Source organism: Coprothermobacter proteolyticus DSM 5265 (assembly GCF_000020945.1).
Classification (GTDB): Bacteria; Coprothermobacterota; Coprothermobacteria; order Coprothermobacterales; family Coprothermobacteraceae; genus Coprothermobacter; species Coprothermobacter proteolyticus.
In genome coordinates this window covers 888100-902991 of record NC_011295.1, presented here as the reverse complement: position 1 = coordinate 902991, position 14892 = coordinate 888100, and the positions used below count along the sequence as shown (strand labels likewise).

Genomic DNA, 14892 nt, shown 5'->3' with positions numbered 1-14892 from the left:
GGCAAGGTATGGACTTTGATGCCCTAAGAGTGAGATTGGCATCCCCTGATGAAATAAGGGCAATGTCCCATGGTGAAGTTAAAAAGAGTGAAACCGTTAACTATAGGACGAACAGGCCAGAACCTGATGGTTTGTTCTGTGAAAGAATATTCGGTCCCACGCGTGATTACGAGTGTGCGTGTGGTAAGTACAAAGGCAGAAAGTACGAAGGGCAAGTGTGTGAACGCTGTGGTGTGGAGGTAACACGTAGTTCCGTTCGTCGTGAACGCATGGGCCACATTGAGCTTGGCACTCCCATTGTACATCCGTGGTTCTTCAGAAATGCTCAATCCAGATTGGGCTTCATGGTGGACATGAAGCAAAAAGATTTGGAACGAGTGATTTACTACACCTCCAATTTGGCTACTGATACAGGTCCTGACATACTCCCTCGTTTGACTGTGATGACCAGCGAAAAGGCTCTGGCTTTCTCATTTTGGTTCCTGGGTCAAAAGCTGGTGCTACATTCCATCGCTGATGTACAGAGTATACCTTTAGACCGCTTAGAGCTTGCCGGTACTCCTGACTTTAGCTCTGGTTTGTTATTGTTGGAAGCTGCTTTGAAAGACATCTATGATTTGCTTTCGGAGAACATTAAGACCTATAGACAGCTTTCTGTTTACAAAACTGCCAATTACTTGATTAAGCGCCTTAGCGAGCTAATATCGGAGAGTTACAACGTTCCAGTTCACATGGTCAAAGAGATTTGGAAAAGTAATGCTTACATACTGCGCACTAATGGAAGTTTTGAGGTAATCACATCTGAACAGTATTTGATGCTCTTACCTAATGAGCAAGAACAAGTGCTCACCGGAGTAAAGGGCATCACAGCCTTGGTAGCTTCAAGGGAGGAACTGCTTGATTTTGTGGGGGAACAGCTGGAGAAATTCCCCACTGACATGCGAAGGATCATTGTGAATCCTGTGTCCGGTGGCAGACACATTACCAAGGATGAGTTTGTTGAATGCGTAAAAGCTCCTGTGTTCACAGAAGGTAAGTGGCTGTCTTTTGAGGAAGCTCTTGAGCTTTACAGCAGGGGTGCAACCATTAATAGTTCCAGTTTCATCATACATTTGGTGTCAGAGGTGTTTGGAGCTTTCAACTTAAAGCGAAGCGAACTGCTTAGCAAGGCTGGGGCAGCCGCTGACAGTGAAGATAAACAGTATCTTTTGGGCAAGATGATTGCTACAACCCTGGGCACCGGTGATTTTGAGTCTGCATTGTCGAAAATTGTTTCCGGTGCATACACAGTAGTTCCCTATTACCGTGTGGAAACAGTGCCATCTCCTGGCGTCAACAAGTACAAAGTGCTGGCAAGAGGATTGGCTTTGGCGCTGCAGAATTTGGTAGCAGATATTCAGCAAATTAGAGAAATACTCGATCAACGCAATTTGACATGGGAAGAACAACGTCCACTTATTGAGAAAGATGTCAGATTTGTGTTGAAGGCTTTAGGACTTGAGGATATTGACATTGATAAGATCCTAGACGGTGGATATGAAGTAGTGAATAACTTCGGATATTTCAGTGTGATGCCCAGAGAGGGGCAGAGCATGGAAGACGTGCTTCGAAATGCTTGCTCCATGGTGCTCAAAGACGTGACTAGGCTTTTGGATCGCGTTCAGGACTACGAAATTCTCATCGATGATGACAAAGAAAGGGCACTGCAGATTATTAAGCACGTACTGGGAGCTGAGCTATCCGATGACGAAGAACTAGACTTGTCTGTTACAAGTTATGATCTGAAATTGGTTAGGGGTTTGAGACCCGTTTCTCAAGATCAGGTTTGGCAAATGATCACATTGCTTCTCAGCGAAGCGTTTGTAAGGGACAGTGTATTTGCGGCAGAAGTTTTCAGAAGATTGGGTTTTGAAGACGGAGAGGAACTTTTTGAAAACCTTAGTAAGGAGCTTGTGGTTTCCACTTCATTTGTGGCGCCTCGAGTTAACCCACTGGATTTGCTTAGCGATGACGAAGCCGAAGCATACAGACTTCTTATTGACGTGGACATTCTAAGGAATGAAGAACCACTTCTTAAAACTCTCACAGGTGGCGAAGCCATCAAAGAGTTACTGGAGAAAAACTATAGTCCAGATAAACTTCAGGATTGGGTAGATTATTTGGTAGAGCAGCTTGAAGAGGCATCGGGGCAAAAGAAGCAGAAGCTCACAAAACGATTACAGGTAGTAAATGGCTTTCTTAGAAGCAAGACCAATCCTTCTTGGATGGTTTTGGAAGTGCTGCCAGTGTTGCCTCCTGATCTGCGACCGCTTATTTTCGATAAGAATGAACGTGCTAAATCTTCTGATTTGAATGAACTTTACAGGCGAATCATTAACCGTAACTTGAGGCTTAAAAGGCTTAGAGAGCAAAAAGCACCTGATTTAATCATCAGGAATGAAATGAGACTGTTACAAGAAGCCGTAGAAGCACTCATTGACAACAGCAGAAAAGATAAGCCTGTTAAAGACTCCAGAGGAAGGCAGCTTAAGTCTCTCACAGATAAACTTAGTGGAAAGCAAGGTAGGTTCAGACAAAACCTGCTTGGGAAGAGGGTTGACTACAGCGGTCGTTCTGTGATTGTGATCGGGCCTGATCTGAAACTGAATCAGACTGGTATACCCAGGATCATGGCAGCAGAGCTCTTTAAGCCAATGCTCATTGGTGAACTCCAAAGAAGAGAAATAGCGAGCACCGCCAAGCAGGCTAAGAAGATGATTGAAAGCTATGACCCACGTATTTGGCCAGTGCTGGCTGATATTGTGAAGGGCTATTACGTACTTTTGAACAGAGCTCCAACACTTCACAGGCCCAGCATACAAGCTTTTGAACCTGTTTTGGTGGATTCAAAAGCTATTTCTGTTCCACCCATGATCTGCCCTCCATTCAATGCGGACTTCGATGGCGACCAGATGGCAGTTCATGTTCCGCTTTCTAACCAAGCTTTGGCAGAAGCCAGATTCCTCATGTCATCGCATTTGAACATTCTGTCACCGGCTCACGGAGAGCCCTTGGCAGCTCCTACGCAGGACTTGGTCATAGGGCCCTACTTCTTAACGGCTGATATTGAAGGCGACTTTAAAGGTGACGGTACGATTTTCTATAGCGCTCACGAAGTGGAAATGGCTCTTGAGGATAAGAAAGTGGACCTGCATGCCCATATTTGGTATGTACCACTTTTGAAAGGAGACGGTTCTGTCCAAGGTACAAGCCAGGGAATTGATACAACTAAGAAAGGAAATACAACGGTAGGTAGGGTCATATTTAACCACTTCATAAATCAGCGGCTTGCCGAAAACGGACTGCAAGCGCTGCCTTTCGCTAACGACACGATGACTAAAAAAGTCTTATACAGCTACATAAACGATGCCATTGACAGATTAGGGCTTAGTGACTCCATCTATGTGCTGGATGCCATAAAAGAGTTGGGCTTTAAATACGCCACGTTCTCTGGTTTGACCATAAGCGCTTTGGATTTAAGTGTGGTGCCATCTAAGGACAAACTTGTTGAGGAAGCTCGAGAGAAGATTGAAAGAATAGAACAAGAGTACAATTTTGGACGACTCACCGTGGAAGAACGTTACGAGAAAATCGTCAATATTTGGCGTGACGTGGTAGAAAGAGTTACCGATAGTTTGACCGATTATTTCAAAGAGACCGATCACCTTTACATGATGTTTACCTCTGGTGCTAGGGGAAACAAAGATCAGGTGCGGCAGTTAGTTGGGCTAAGAGGTTTGATGGCAGACCCCACGGGTAAAATCATTGAATACCCCATTATTGACTCTCTGCTGGAAGGGCTGACTATTCAGGAGTACTTTGTAAGCACTCATGGTGCTCGTAAAGGACAAGCTGATACGGCTCTAAAAACGGCTGACGCTGGTTACTTAACTAGGCGGTTGGTGGACGTTGTGCAGTCGGTGACCATTACAGAGGACGACCACTCCGTAGTAAGTGTGGGGCCAAAGACTTTCGAAAATGTGGCTGCTGCATTGGTAGGCCGTTTTGCAGAAGAAGATGTAACGCTACCTGGTTTTGACGAACCTGTGGTACGTAGAGGACAGGTCATCGGCGTAGAGGAAGCACAACTCATAGCTGAGGCAGGCATTGAAATACTGGTCAGGCGAGATTTGGAAATGGTGCGCGTTTCTGACCTACTTGATCCGGACAATTTTGTTTACGGTTTGAACCACACGAACTTTGTGCTTCCAGGTGAGATGCGCATTGGTGACGAAATACTGCCTAAAGGAACAAAGGTTACACCTTCTTTGGCATATAAGCTAAAAGAGCTGGGTGTAGAAGATTTGGTTGTTAAGCGCGAGGAAGGGCTCTTGGTAAGGGATCTGGAAGCTACTGACGGTAGCGTTATTGCTGAGCTAGGCAGCCGTATTTGGGGGCGTTTCGCCGCTGAAGACATTGTTGACCCCAATACAGGTGAAGTCATAGTCAGAGCAGGTCAAGAAATTACTGCTCAAGATGCACAGAGAATTGACCGTGCAGATGTCAAATCTGTGAGAATTCACAGTCCCATCACGTGCCTCAGTGAAGATGGCGTATGTGTGACTTGCTACGGTAGAGACTTGTCCAGAAGAAGATTGGTGGAAAAAGGCGAAAGTGTGGGCGTGGTCGCTGCTCAGTCTATTGGAGAGCCAGGTACTCAGCTAACACTTAGGACGTTCCACACAGGTGGTGTTGCTGGAGAGGACATCACAGGTGGTTTGCCCAGAGTAGAGGAGCTCTTCGAAGCAAGGAAGAAGAATGCATTGACTGACATCGTGCTTCCACTTCAGGATTTCTTCGCCGTGTTCGATGGCGCAGAACAGAAGATTGAACGGTACGTGTCTAACGCCATGGAATCCTTTGTCGGTGAACTGGATAATGTATTGAAGGCACACCTTAACGAAATAGAAGATCCAGATGCGGCAAAGAATCTGAAGAAGGTTGTAAGAAGTTGGTTCTCCGACATGTCTGATCTGCTCAATGAGAAATTGCTGCAGATGAGGCATGAGCTGATGCAGGGATACGATTGGAACGGTCTTAACCTAACCAGCCTGAACAGAGCAAACGAAATGATGGAGGAGCTGTATCAGCTTTTGGAGAGAAAGGCTGGAGAGTTTGAACGAATCTTCATGGACGCGCTTCATGCCGCTTCGCTTGAAGAACACGTTGGTTCTCTTAGTGGGCATTTCCGTGAAAAACTTGATAACGTGCAGAATACATTACGGACTGAACTCTCCATTGTTCCTTGGTACATCGCTGTGGCTGCTGGAATCAAGGGTGACGACCCTGCAGAACTTAAGAATTTCTATGCCAGTTACGTGGACAGTTTACACGTTGGGGATGTGGATTTTGCGTTTGACATTGATGCTAAGCGTCCTACCAAGAAAGGTAAATTGGTCGCCATGGCACCCATGGATGGTGTTGTTCATGAAACCTTCACGGTAACTGAGCATGGACAGGAGCTGTTCACCATAATCGTGGTGAAGCAGGGAGATTCCTTCGGGGCGTTTGTAACCAACGCCGAATCCAGAAAACTTAGAATACGTCCTGACGACATGGGTACAAAGTACTTATTCCCTGGTTACCGTCTTGTGTTTGACAGCATTGAGGCTTCGCTTCTACTTAGGGCATTCGGTAAAAACGCTGCAGCTGACTACCTCATAGGTGAGATCAAGAGTGTTTATGCATCGCAAAAAGTGGAGATCAACGACAAGCATTTTGAAATTGTGCTCAGGCAAATGTTCTCAAAAGTGGTCATTGATGAATCTGGAGATTCTGTGGAAATGCTTCCCGGTGATGTAGTGGAGTGGACTGACTACGAGCAGGAAGTAAGGTACTGGACTTTACAAGGCAAGAAAGCTCCAAGAGGTCGGCAGCTTTGCATGGGTGTGACCAAGGTGTCAAAGTCTTCTAAGAGCTGGCTTGCAGCGGCTTCCTTCCAGGAAACACCGCAAGTACTGGTAGATGCAGCTATTGCTGGTAAAGTGGATAAGCTAAAAGGTCTCAAAGAAAATGTTATAATAGCTCGGAGGATACCCGCTGGAACAGGTATCTACAAGGAAGAAGACTTTATCATAGAGTGAAAATTGGTGTACACTTTTGAAGTGATGTTACTTAGAGACAAATCAGGAGGTGTTTGTATTGCCGACGTTTAATCAGTTGGTCAAATATGGCCGCGAAAAAGTAAAAACTAAATCAAAGTCGCAGGCACTGGAGGGCAACCCCCAGAAGAGGGGGGTTTGCCTGGTAGTGCGTACCATGACTCCGAAGAAGCCAAACTCGGCTCTGAGGAAAATCGCCAGAGTGCGTTTGTCTAACGGGTATGAGGTTTTGGCTTACATACCTGGTATTGGCCATAACTTGCAGGAGCACTCTGTGGTTCTTGTCAGAGGTGGACGTGTCAAAGACTTGCCAGGTGTGCGTTATCACATTGTTCGAGGTGTTTATGACGCTGCAGGAGTGGAAGATAGAAGACAGGGCCGTTCCAAATACGGCGCTAAGAGACCAAAAGGAGGAAGCTAAGACATGCCCAGAGGAGGAAGTCCAACACCACGTACCATACCAGCTGACCCCATTTATGGAAGTACGCTGGTTGCAAAGCTAATAAACAAGATAATGATTGGTGGTAAGAAGTCAAAAGCTGAGAAAATCGTGTATGAGGCGCTCAGAATCGCTTCTGAGCAACTCAATGAGGATCCCATTGCCGTACTTACTAAGGCCATTGAGAACACAAAGCCTTTGGTGGAAACGAGATCGCGCCGTATTGGTGGCGCTGTATATCAAATACCTGTGGAGGTACCCGAAAGGCGTGCTTTGGCTTTGGCTCTAAGGTGGATTGTAAACGGTGCTCGTGATAGAGGCGCTGGAGAAATGGAAAAGAAGTTGGCTGCTGAGCTGGTAGACGCTTATAAGGGCCAGGGCTATGCCGCTAAGAGACGGGAAGAGATCCATAGAATGGCAGAGGCTAACAAGGCGTTTGCTCACTTGAGATGGTGATAATTAATGGCGGATCACAGAGAATACACGCTGGAGAAAACACGCAACATTGGCATTGCAGCTCACATAGATGCTGGTAAAACCACAACTACGGAGCGTATTCTATTCTTTACTGGAAAGAGTCACAAAATGGGTGAAGTCCATGATGGGACTGCTACTATGGACTTCATGGAACAGGAGAAAGAACGCGGCATAACCATAATGGCTGCTGCTACCACATGTTTTTGGAAGGATCATAGAATCAACATCATTGATACGCCCGGACATGTGGACTTTACAATTGAGGTAGAACGTTCACTTAGGGTGCTTGATGGCGCTGTGGTGGTCATAGACGCAGTTGCTGGAGTGCAGCCACAAACCGAAACCGTGTGGCGTCAGGCTGACCGATACAGCGTACCGCGTATTGTTTTTGTAAATAAGATGGACCGTAATGGTGCAAACTTTTTAAGAGCTATCAACACCATGAAAGAAAGACTTGGCGTCAATGCTGTACCGGTGCAGCTCATGATAGGCAGTGAAGAGAACTTCCAAGGTGTTGTAGACCTTATCGAGAGGAAAGCTTACTACTGGACTGACGTGCTGGGTACGTCTTTCGAGGAGCGGCCCATTCCTTCAGACATGCTGGATCTGGTAGAGGAATACCGTGAGAAGTTGGTAGAAGCTGCAGTGGAAATGGACGACGAGGTCATGGAAAAGTACTTGGAAGGCGAAGACGTCACTGCTGATGAGATAAGAATGTGTCTGAGGAAGGGTACTATAGAAAGAAAGATTGTCCCAGTACTGGGCGGTTCTGCCTACAAGAATAAAGGCATTCAGCCGCTGTTGGATGCAGTAGTTTATTACTTGCCCAGCCCGTTGGATTTACCACCAGTAAAGGGAATAAACCCAAAGACGAACGAAGAAGAAGAAAGAGCACCATTGGACAGCGAACCCTTGGCAGCTTTCATATTTAAAATACAAACCGACCCTTATGTGGGAAAATTAGCATGGGTTAGGGTGTATTCAGGCGTTTTACATGCAGGCTCCTATGTCTATAACGTAACAAAAGACTCTAAAGAAAGAGTCTCCAGGCTTCTAAGGATGCACGCAAGCCACAGAGAAGATGTGGAAGCCATCGGCGCTGGTGACTTGGGTGCCATCGTCGGAATGCGTAATGTGTCCACAGGTGATACATTAGCCGATGAAAATGCACCAATCATACTTGAATCGCTTTTTATTCCAGAGCCTGTTATTTCGCTTTCCATAGAGCCTAAAACTCAACAAGACCAAGATAGGCTGTCCATGGGGTTGCAACGTTTGGCAGAAGAAGACCCCACGTTCCGAGTAAAAGTGGATCAAGAAACTGGTGAAACCATAATCTCCGGTATGGGAGAGTTGCACCTGGATATAATCGTGGACAGGCTTCGTAGAGAGTTTAAAGTTGATGCCAACATTGGAAAGCCACAGGTTTCCTACAGAGAAACCATTAAGAAGGCTGTCAGGACTGAGGGCAAGTACATAAGGCAGAGTGGTGGTAGAGGTCAGTATGGTCACGTTGTTGTGGAGTTTGAACCTTTACCCAGGGGAACTGGTATCATATTTGAGAACAAGATTGTCGGTGGTGTAATTCCAAAAGAGTACATTCCGGCTGTAGAAAAAGGTATAAGAGAAGCGTTTGAAAACGGTGTTATTGCCGGCTACCCCATTGTGGACGTAAAAGCTACTCTGGTTGATGGTTCTTATCACGAGGTGGACTCTTCTGAAATTGCGTTCCATTTAGCTGCTGCAAGGGCAGTTCGAGTGGGTATACCCCAGGCTGATCCAGTTCTTTTGGAGCCCATAATGAAGGTAGAAGTCGTGGTTCCAGAGGATTACATGGGAGACGTCATGGGTGATTTAAGTTCCAGACGCGGAAGAATCATTGGGATTGAAGCGCAAGGTCACTTGCAGGAGATCAGAGCGGAAGTGCCACTTGCTGAGATGTTTGGTTATGCAACGGTACTGCGCTCTCTTACACAGGGTCGTGGAAGCTTTGTTATGGAGTTTTCTCACTATGAGGAAGTTCCATCCAAGATTGCAGAAACCATCATTGAATCTAGGGGAAAACTGAGGAGGAGTGAAGAGTAATGGCGAAAGAGAAGTTTGAGAGGACGAAGCCGCACGTAAATGTAGGGACCATAGGGCACATAGACCATGGTAAGACGACATTGACGGCAGCGATAACGCAGACATTGGCAGCGGAAGGTTTAGCGAAGCCGCAGGGATACTTTGACATAGACAAAGCACCGGAAGAGAAAGCGAGAGGCATAACGATAAACATAACGCACGTAGAATACGAGACACCGAAGAGGCACTATGCGCACATAGACTGTCCAGGGCACGCAGACTACATCAAGAACATGATCACAGGGGCAGCGCAGATGGACGGAGCGATTCTGGTAGTAGCGGCTACAGACGGAGTAATGCCACAGACGAGGGAGCACGTACTACTAGCAAGGCAAGTGAACGTACCTGCGATGGTGGTATTCATTAACAAGACAGACATGGTAGACGATCCTGAGCTAGTGGAGCTAGTAGAGATGGAAGTAAGGGACTTACTGAACCGATATGGATTTCCAGGAGACGAAGTACCAGTGATAAAGGGGTCAGCGCTAGAGGCACTAGAGGTACTAAGCAAGAACCCGCAGACGAAGCGTGGGGAGAACGAATGGGTAGACCGGATATGGGAGCTCATAGATGCAATGGACAGCTACATACCGGACCCAGTAAGGGAAGTAGACAAGCCATTCCTTATGCCGATAGAGGACGTATTTAGCATAACTGGGCGTGGGACAGTAGTTACAGGAAGGGTAGAGCGAGGAAGGCTAAAAGTAGGGGAAGAAGTAGAGATAGTAGGATTACGAGAAGGTATAAGGAAGACAGTAGTAACAGGCATAGAGATGTTCCGTAAGACGTTAGACGAAGCGATGGCAGGAGACAACGTAGGGTTATTGTTAAGGGGCATAGGGAAAGACGAAGTAGAGCGAGGGGAAGTAGTAGCGAAGGTAGGGTCAATAAGGCCATACAAGAAGTTCAGGGCGCAAGTGTATGTATTGAAGAAAGAGGAAGGTGGAAGGCACACACCATTCTTCAATGGATACAGGCCACAATTCTACATAAGGACAACAGACGTAACTGGGACAATAAAGCTAGACCCAGGAGTAGAGATGGTAATGCCAGGAGACAATGCAGAGTTCGAAGTAGAACTGATCTACCCCGTAGCATTAGAAGAGGGCATGAGATTTGCAATCAGAGAAGGCGGAAGGACAGTAGGAGCTGGTGTTATCACCAAGCTCTTGGAATAACTTAGAGGAGTGAGAAATAATGTCAGCACAACGAATACGCATAAAACTACGCTCATATGATCACAGGTTGCTGGATCAGTCAGCAAAGCGCATTGTGGAAGTAGCTAAGAGAACGGGTGCGAAAGTGGCTGGGCCCATACCGTTACCCACAGATCGCAGAGTGTATTGTGTGACCCGTTCTCCACACATAGATAAGGATTCTAGGGAACATTTTGAGATTAAGATGCACAAGCGTCTCATCGACATCATCGATCCAACTCAGGAAACAGTATCTAACTTGATGAGCTTGGAGCTTCCCGCTGGGGTCGATATACATCTGAAGCTTTAGGGATGGTGAAAAGAAGTGAAAGGAATAGGACTACTCGGTAAAAAAATTGGCATGAGCCGCTTCATTGACGAAAAAGGCGTGTTTATTCCTGTCACCCTCATTAAGGCGGGCCCTAACTACGTGGTAAACGTTAAGAAGGACAGCAAGGGCCGCGAATCGGTTGCTTTGGGTTTTGAAGTGGTGAAAGAGAAAGCATTGAACAAGCCTCAGCTAGGAGTATTAAAGAAAGCTGGTGTACCACCTGTCAGGTTTGTCAGGGAATTCAGATATCCTGGTATCAGCGAAAAGTTTGAAGTGGGTCAGGAAGTGAACGTGGCTGACGTGTTTGCTGATGGAGAACTTGTAGATGTGATTGGGACGAGCAAGGGACGTGGATTTGCTGGTGCAATGAAGCGTTGGGGATTTGCTGGAGGGCCTAAAACCCACGGAACGCGTGGATGGCACAGGAGAGTAGGTGCCATAGGTAACAGGACATATCCTGGAGAGGTAAAGCCAGGGAAGAAGATGTCGGGACATTATGGTAATAGTCAAGTGACTGTAAGAAACCTAAAAATTGTTAAGGTCATACCTGAGCAAAACATAATCGCTGTTAAGGGCTCAGTGCCTGGATCCAGAAATGGTTTTGTATGCATCAGAAAAGCCTATGGACTTGGACCTGAAGGAAGGAGTGAATAGAGATGCAACTTCCAGTATTTGATGTGAATGGTGCCGAAGTTGCCTATGAAGACGTTAATGAAAATTTGGTAGCGACGCCTGTGCGCGGCAGGTTGCTGCATCTCAATGTGGTGCGCGTGCTATCTGGCAAGCGCCATGGCACAGCATCTACAAAGAAGCAGGGAGAAGTAGCAGGAAGCACAAGAAAGCCTTGGCCTCAGAAGCATACAGGCAGAGCTCGTCATGGCTATATGAGGTCTCCTATATGGAGAAAGGGAGCCGTGGCTTTTGGGCCAAAACCACGTGACTGGACTAAGGACGTTAACAAGAAGCAAGTAAAACTTGCCATGGCCTCCTGTTTTGGATACAGGCTGAAAAATGGCGAGTTGTTACTCATTGATGCAAACAGCTTTAACGGTAAAACGCGCGAGTTTAAGGCTTTTCTAAGAAGTAAGCAGTTGGATGAAAAACGGGTAACAGTGGTGTCGCTTGCTGGTGAGCAAGGTGTTAGACGTGCTTGTCAGAACTTAGAAAATGTATACTATGTACCTGTGGAAAAAGTAAATGCCTATGATTTACTTAAAGGAGATGCTGTCATAATGACTCAGTCTGCCTGGGTCAGGGCACAGGAGGTGTGGGCAAATGTCTAAATCGCCTTTGGATGTACTCATAGCACCCGTACTAACAGAAAAAGCGTTGATGCTGCACAGAGATGGCAAATACACGTTCTATGTAAGAAAGGATGCTAACAAGATTGACATTAAACGTGCTGTGGAGCAGGTTTTTAATGTTAAGGTAACGAAAGTCTATACTTCATATGTTCGTGGTAAGCAAAAAAGAAGAGGCTATAACGTGTACAGAACTCCGGACAAGAAAAAAGCCATCGTTCAGCTTGCTCCTGGCCAGCACATTGAACTTATCGAGGGAGTGTGATATTAGATGCCTGTAAGAAGATACAAACCAGTTACGTCTAGCACAAGACACAGAGTGGTCATTGACTATAAGAGCGTTATCACGAAAACTGAACCAGAAAAGTCACTCCTTGCACCGCTCAAGAAAAGCGGAGGCAGAAACAACGCAGGACGAATTTCTGTAAGATTCCGTGGCGGCGGTCACAAGAGAAGATATAGAATTATAGATTTTAAGAGGGACAAAGATGGTATTCCTGGTAAGATAACGTCCATAGAATATGATCCCAATAGAACTGCTTTTATCGCTTTGGTAACTTATGCGGACGGTGAGAAGCGCTACATCTTAGCACCAGACGAGATCGAGGTTGGAGATGTCATTATTTCAGGTGAAGAAGCTCCAATCAGGGTAGGAAATGCACTGCCGCTGTCTAAGATACCCACTGGTACAACCATTCATAACATTGAGCTGTATCCAGGACGGGGAGGGCAACTAGTCAGATCTGCAGGTACATGGGCACAGCTAATGGCTAAAGAGGGCGATTATGCTCATGTACGTCTGCCCAGCGGCGAAATCAGACTCATTAATGTGAAGTGCAAAGCCACCATTGGACGCGTTAGCAACCTGGATCATGAAAATGTTTCCTCTGGTAAGGCTGGAAGAACAAGATGGCTTGGTAGAAGACCTCAGGTCAGAGGAACTGCTATGAACCCGGTGGACCACCCACATGGTGGAGGAGAAGGAAAATCACCTATTGGACACCCATCTCCACTTTCCCCTTGGGGTTGGAAGACATTGGGGTGGAAGACCCGTCGTGGTAAGAAGCCTTCTGACAAGTTCATTGTAAAGCGGCGTAAGTAAGTGAGTGAGGTGAATAGATAAATGGCGTGGGATAAACCTTATCCAAGAGGAAAATATACAGACCCTAAATTGTTAAAGAAAGTACAAAAGATGCAGAGTACAGGTGATAAGCGCATCATCAAAACCTGGAGTCGCAGAAGCACCATTACACCAGAAATGGTTGGACTCACCATTGCTGTGTACAATGGGAAAGTGCATATACCGGTGTACATAACACAGCAAATGGTGGGCCATAAACTGGGCGAATTTGCTATTACTCGTAACTTCCGGGGCCACGGTGAACCGGTTGAGCGATCCAGCGCGCTGAAGTGAGGTGTTAAGGTCATGGAAGAACAACAGATGGCTAAGGCAACAGCAAAATACGTCAGAATATCGCCTAGGAAGGCTCGCTTGGTAGTGGACGAAATCAGAAACAAGTCCGTTTCTGAAGCCAGGGCGATTTTAAAGTACTCTCCCAACAAGGCTGCCAGGTTCACACTCAAGGTTCTGAACTCTGCAGTGGCGAATGCAGTCAATAATAATGGGTTGGACGAGGAACGCCTGTACGTGTATCGTGTTTTTGTGGACGAAGGGCCAAGGCTGAAGAGGTATTATCCTCGGGCTTTTGGTAGAGCGGACATCATGAAAAGGCGTTTGAGTCACATTACCGTCATCGTTAAAGAAAGATAGGGGGAGAAGAACAGTGGGTCAAAAAATACATCCTTATGGTTTTAGATTGGGTGTTACAAAGAATTGGCGCAGCCGATGGGTTGCACCCTTCGAGAAGTACCCTGAATACATCGTCCAGGACGAAAAGATCAGGACGCTCATTAACAAGCATTACGGTCATGCAGGGATTTCCTCTGTGGAAATTGAGCGATTAGGTAACAAGATGCGTGTCATCATCTGGACTGCAAGACCTGGCATGATCATTGGAAAACAGGGTGCCGAAATTGAAAGGCTCAGAGAGGAAATCGTAAAGCTACTTAAGAACGATTACGAAGTGAGGATAGCCATTTACGAGGTCAAGAACCCAGAAACAGATGCGCAAATTGTTTCTGATAGCATAGCGCGTCAAATAGAACGGCGTGTTAGCTACAAGAGGGCTATGAAACAAGCAATAAGCAGAGCTATGCGTTCAGGTGCGCAGGGAATAAAGATTGCTGTTTCCGGACGTCTTGGTGGAGCTGAGATCGCTCGCCGTGAATGGTTCGTTCAGGGTAAACTGCCTCTGTCCACGCTTAAATCCGATGTGGACTATGGCTACAGTATTGCCGTAACAAAATACGGAACCATTGGTGTTAAATGTTGGATTTACAAAGGAGACGTAGAGGACTTACAGGAACTTCTACCTCCGAGAGGCCTAGAAAGGGCAGAGAGGAGGCCAGAAAGACATGCTAATGCCTAAACGTGTTAAGTACAGAAAGAACCATTTACCGCACATAAAGGGAAAAGAAACCAGAGGTCTGAAGCTGGCTTTCGGCGACTACGGTATACAGGCAGTTGGTCGTGGCTATGTTGATTCGCGCATGATTGAGTCCTGCCGTGTCATCATGGCTAAGAACATAGGAAAAACTGGAAAGTACTGGATAAGAATATTCCCAGATGTGGCTTGGACTAAGAAACCACTCGAGGTGAGAATGGGTGGAGGAAAGGGAGATCCTGAGAAATGGATTTTCCCAGTAAAGCCAGGAAGAATCATGTTCGAGCTAACCGGAGTTGATGAAGACACAGCTAAGCACATTGCTAGGTTAATTGGATTCCGCCTACCTTTCGAGGTTAGGTTAATTAGTCGTGTGTAAG

Annotated in this window: 14 protein-coding genes; all 14 read left to right on the top strand. The window is 46.3% G+C overall.

Annotated elements, in window-relative coordinates; all coding sequences use genetic code 11:
• Nucleotides 1-8 precede the first annotated feature (8 nt).
• The 14 genes from COPRO5265_RS04825 to rplP are packed head-to-tail and all read left to right on the top strand — an operon-like array spanning nucleotide 9 to nucleotide 14891.
• Nucleotides 9-6122: a DNA-directed RNA polymerase subunit beta' gene (locus tag COPRO5265_RS04825; RefSeq protein ID WP_012543941.1), complete on the top strand. Its 6114-nt coding sequence runs from the start codon at nucleotides 9-11 to the stop codon at nucleotides 6120-6122.
• Nucleotides 6123-6180: 58 nt separating this feature from the next.
• A complete protein-coding gene (gene rpsL / locus COPRO5265_RS04820; protein ID WP_041735728.1) occupies nucleotides 6181-6561 on the top strand; it encodes a 30S ribosomal protein S12 in 381 nt (126 codons plus the stop codon).
• A gap of 3 nt (nucleotides 6562-6564) precedes the next feature.
• Entirely contained in the window at nucleotides 6565-7035 is a 471-nt protein-coding gene (gene rpsG / locus COPRO5265_RS04815; RefSeq protein WP_012544068.1) for a 30S ribosomal protein S7, read from the top strand.
• Nucleotides 7036-7041: 6 nt separating this feature from the next.
• On the top strand, nucleotides 7042-9141 hold the full coding sequence (fusA, locus tag COPRO5265_RS04810; RefSeq protein ID WP_012543752.1) for an elongation factor G: 2100 nt from the start codon (nucleotides 7042-7044) through the stop codon (nucleotides 9139-9141).
• A complete protein-coding gene (tuf, locus tag COPRO5265_RS04805) occupies nucleotides 9141-10358 on the top strand; it encodes an elongation factor Tu (RefSeq protein WP_012544210.1) in 1218 nt (405 codons plus the stop codon). The genes fusA and tuf overlap by 1 nt, the downstream gene beginning before the upstream one ends.
• A gap of 19 nt (nucleotides 10359-10377) precedes the next feature.
• Nucleotides 10378-10686, top strand: coding sequence for a 30S ribosomal protein S10 (gene rpsJ / locus COPRO5265_RS04800; RefSeq protein WP_012543849.1), 309 nt, complete (start codon nucleotides 10378-10380; stop codon nucleotides 10684-10686).
• A 15-nt stretch (nucleotides 10687-10701) separates the two neighbouring features.
• Nucleotides 10702-11361: a 50S ribosomal protein L3 gene (rplC, locus tag COPRO5265_RS04795; protein WP_012544690.1), complete on the top strand. Its 660-nt coding sequence runs from the start codon at nucleotides 10702-10704 to the stop codon at nucleotides 11359-11361.
• 2 nt (nucleotides 11362-11363) lie between these two features.
• Complete coding sequence (gene rplD / locus COPRO5265_RS04790; RefSeq protein ID WP_012543997.1) at nucleotides 11364-11990, top strand: 50S ribosomal protein L4; 627 nt, start codon at nucleotides 11364-11366, stop codon at nucleotides 11988-11990.
• The gene (gene rplW, locus COPRO5265_RS04785) at nucleotides 11983-12273 is read left to right on the top strand and encodes a 50S ribosomal protein L23 (RefSeq protein WP_041735725.1); all 291 of its coding nucleotides are present in this window, start codon (nucleotides 11983-11985) and stop codon (nucleotides 12271-12273) included. Before rplD ends, rplW begins: the two co-directional genes overlap by 8 nt.
• A gap of 6 nt (nucleotides 12274-12279) precedes the next feature.
• Nucleotides 12280-13110 carry a 50S ribosomal protein L2 gene (rplB, locus tag COPRO5265_RS04780; RefSeq protein ID WP_012544851.1) on the top strand — a complete coding sequence of 277 codons (831 nt, stop codon included), beginning with the start codon at nucleotides 12280-12282 and terminating at the stop codon, nucleotides 13108-13110.
• 21 nt (nucleotides 13111-13131) lie between these two features.
• On the top strand, nucleotides 13132-13422 hold the full coding sequence (gene rpsS / locus COPRO5265_RS04775; RefSeq protein ID WP_012543935.1) for a 30S ribosomal protein S19: 291 nt from the start codon (nucleotides 13132-13134) through the stop codon (nucleotides 13420-13422).
• Between the two features lie 12 nt (nucleotides 13423-13434).
• Nucleotides 13435-13779 carry a 50S ribosomal protein L22 gene (gene rplV, locus COPRO5265_RS04770; protein ID WP_012544554.1) on the top strand — a complete coding sequence of 115 codons (345 nt, stop codon included), beginning with the start codon at nucleotides 13435-13437 and terminating at the stop codon, nucleotides 13777-13779.
• 13 nt (nucleotides 13780-13792) lie between these two features.
• Entirely contained in the window at nucleotides 13793-14497 is a 705-nt protein-coding gene (rpsC, locus tag COPRO5265_RS04765; RefSeq protein WP_012543884.1) for a 30S ribosomal protein S3, read from the top strand.
• On the top strand, nucleotides 14484-14891 hold the full coding sequence (gene rplP / locus COPRO5265_RS04760; protein WP_012544808.1) for a 50S ribosomal protein L16: 408 nt from the start codon (nucleotides 14484-14486) through the stop codon (nucleotides 14889-14891). Before rpsC ends, rplP begins: the two co-directional genes overlap by 14 nt.
• Nucleotide 14892: the final 1 nt, after the last annotated feature.

Bases quoted from the DNA above. Each gene is read 5' to 3' on its own strand.
- COPRO5265_RS04825 (WP_012543941.1), top strand. From the start codon at position 9: ATGGACTTTGATGCCCTAAGAGTGAGATTGGCATCCCCTGATGAAATA.
- rpsG (WP_012544068.1), top strand. From the start codon at position 6,565: ATGCCCAGAGGAGGAAGTCCAACACCACGTACCATACCAGCTGACCCC.
- fusA (WP_012543752.1), top strand. From the start codon at position 7,042: ATGGCGGATCACAGAGAATACACGCTGGAGAAAACACGCAACATTGGC.
- tuf (WP_012544210.1), top strand. From the start codon at position 9,141: ATGGCGAAAGAGAAGTTTGAGAGGACGAAGCCGCACGTAAATGTAGGG.
- rpsJ (WP_012543849.1), top strand. From the start codon at position 10,378: ATGTCAGCACAACGAATACGCATAAAACTACGCTCATATGATCACAGG.
- rplD (WP_012543997.1), top strand. From the start codon at position 11,364: ATGCAACTTCCAGTATTTGATGTGAATGGTGCCGAAGTTGCCTATGAA.
- rplW (WP_041735725.1), top strand. From the start codon at position 11,983: ATGTCTAAATCGCCTTTGGATGTACTCATAGCACCCGTACTAACAGAA.
- rplB (WP_012544851.1), top strand. From the start codon at position 12,280: ATGCCTGTAAGAAGATACAAACCAGTTACGTCTAGCACAAGACACAGA.
- rpsS (WP_012543935.1), top strand. From the start codon at position 13,132: ATGGCGTGGGATAAACCTTATCCAAGAGGAAAATATACAGACCCTAAA.
- rplV (WP_012544554.1), top strand. From the start codon at position 13,435: ATGGAAGAACAACAGATGGCTAAGGCAACAGCAAAATACGTCAGAATA.
- rplP (WP_012544808.1), top strand. From the start codon at position 14,484: ATGCTAATGCCTAAACGTGTTAAGTACAGAAAGAACCATTTACCGCAC.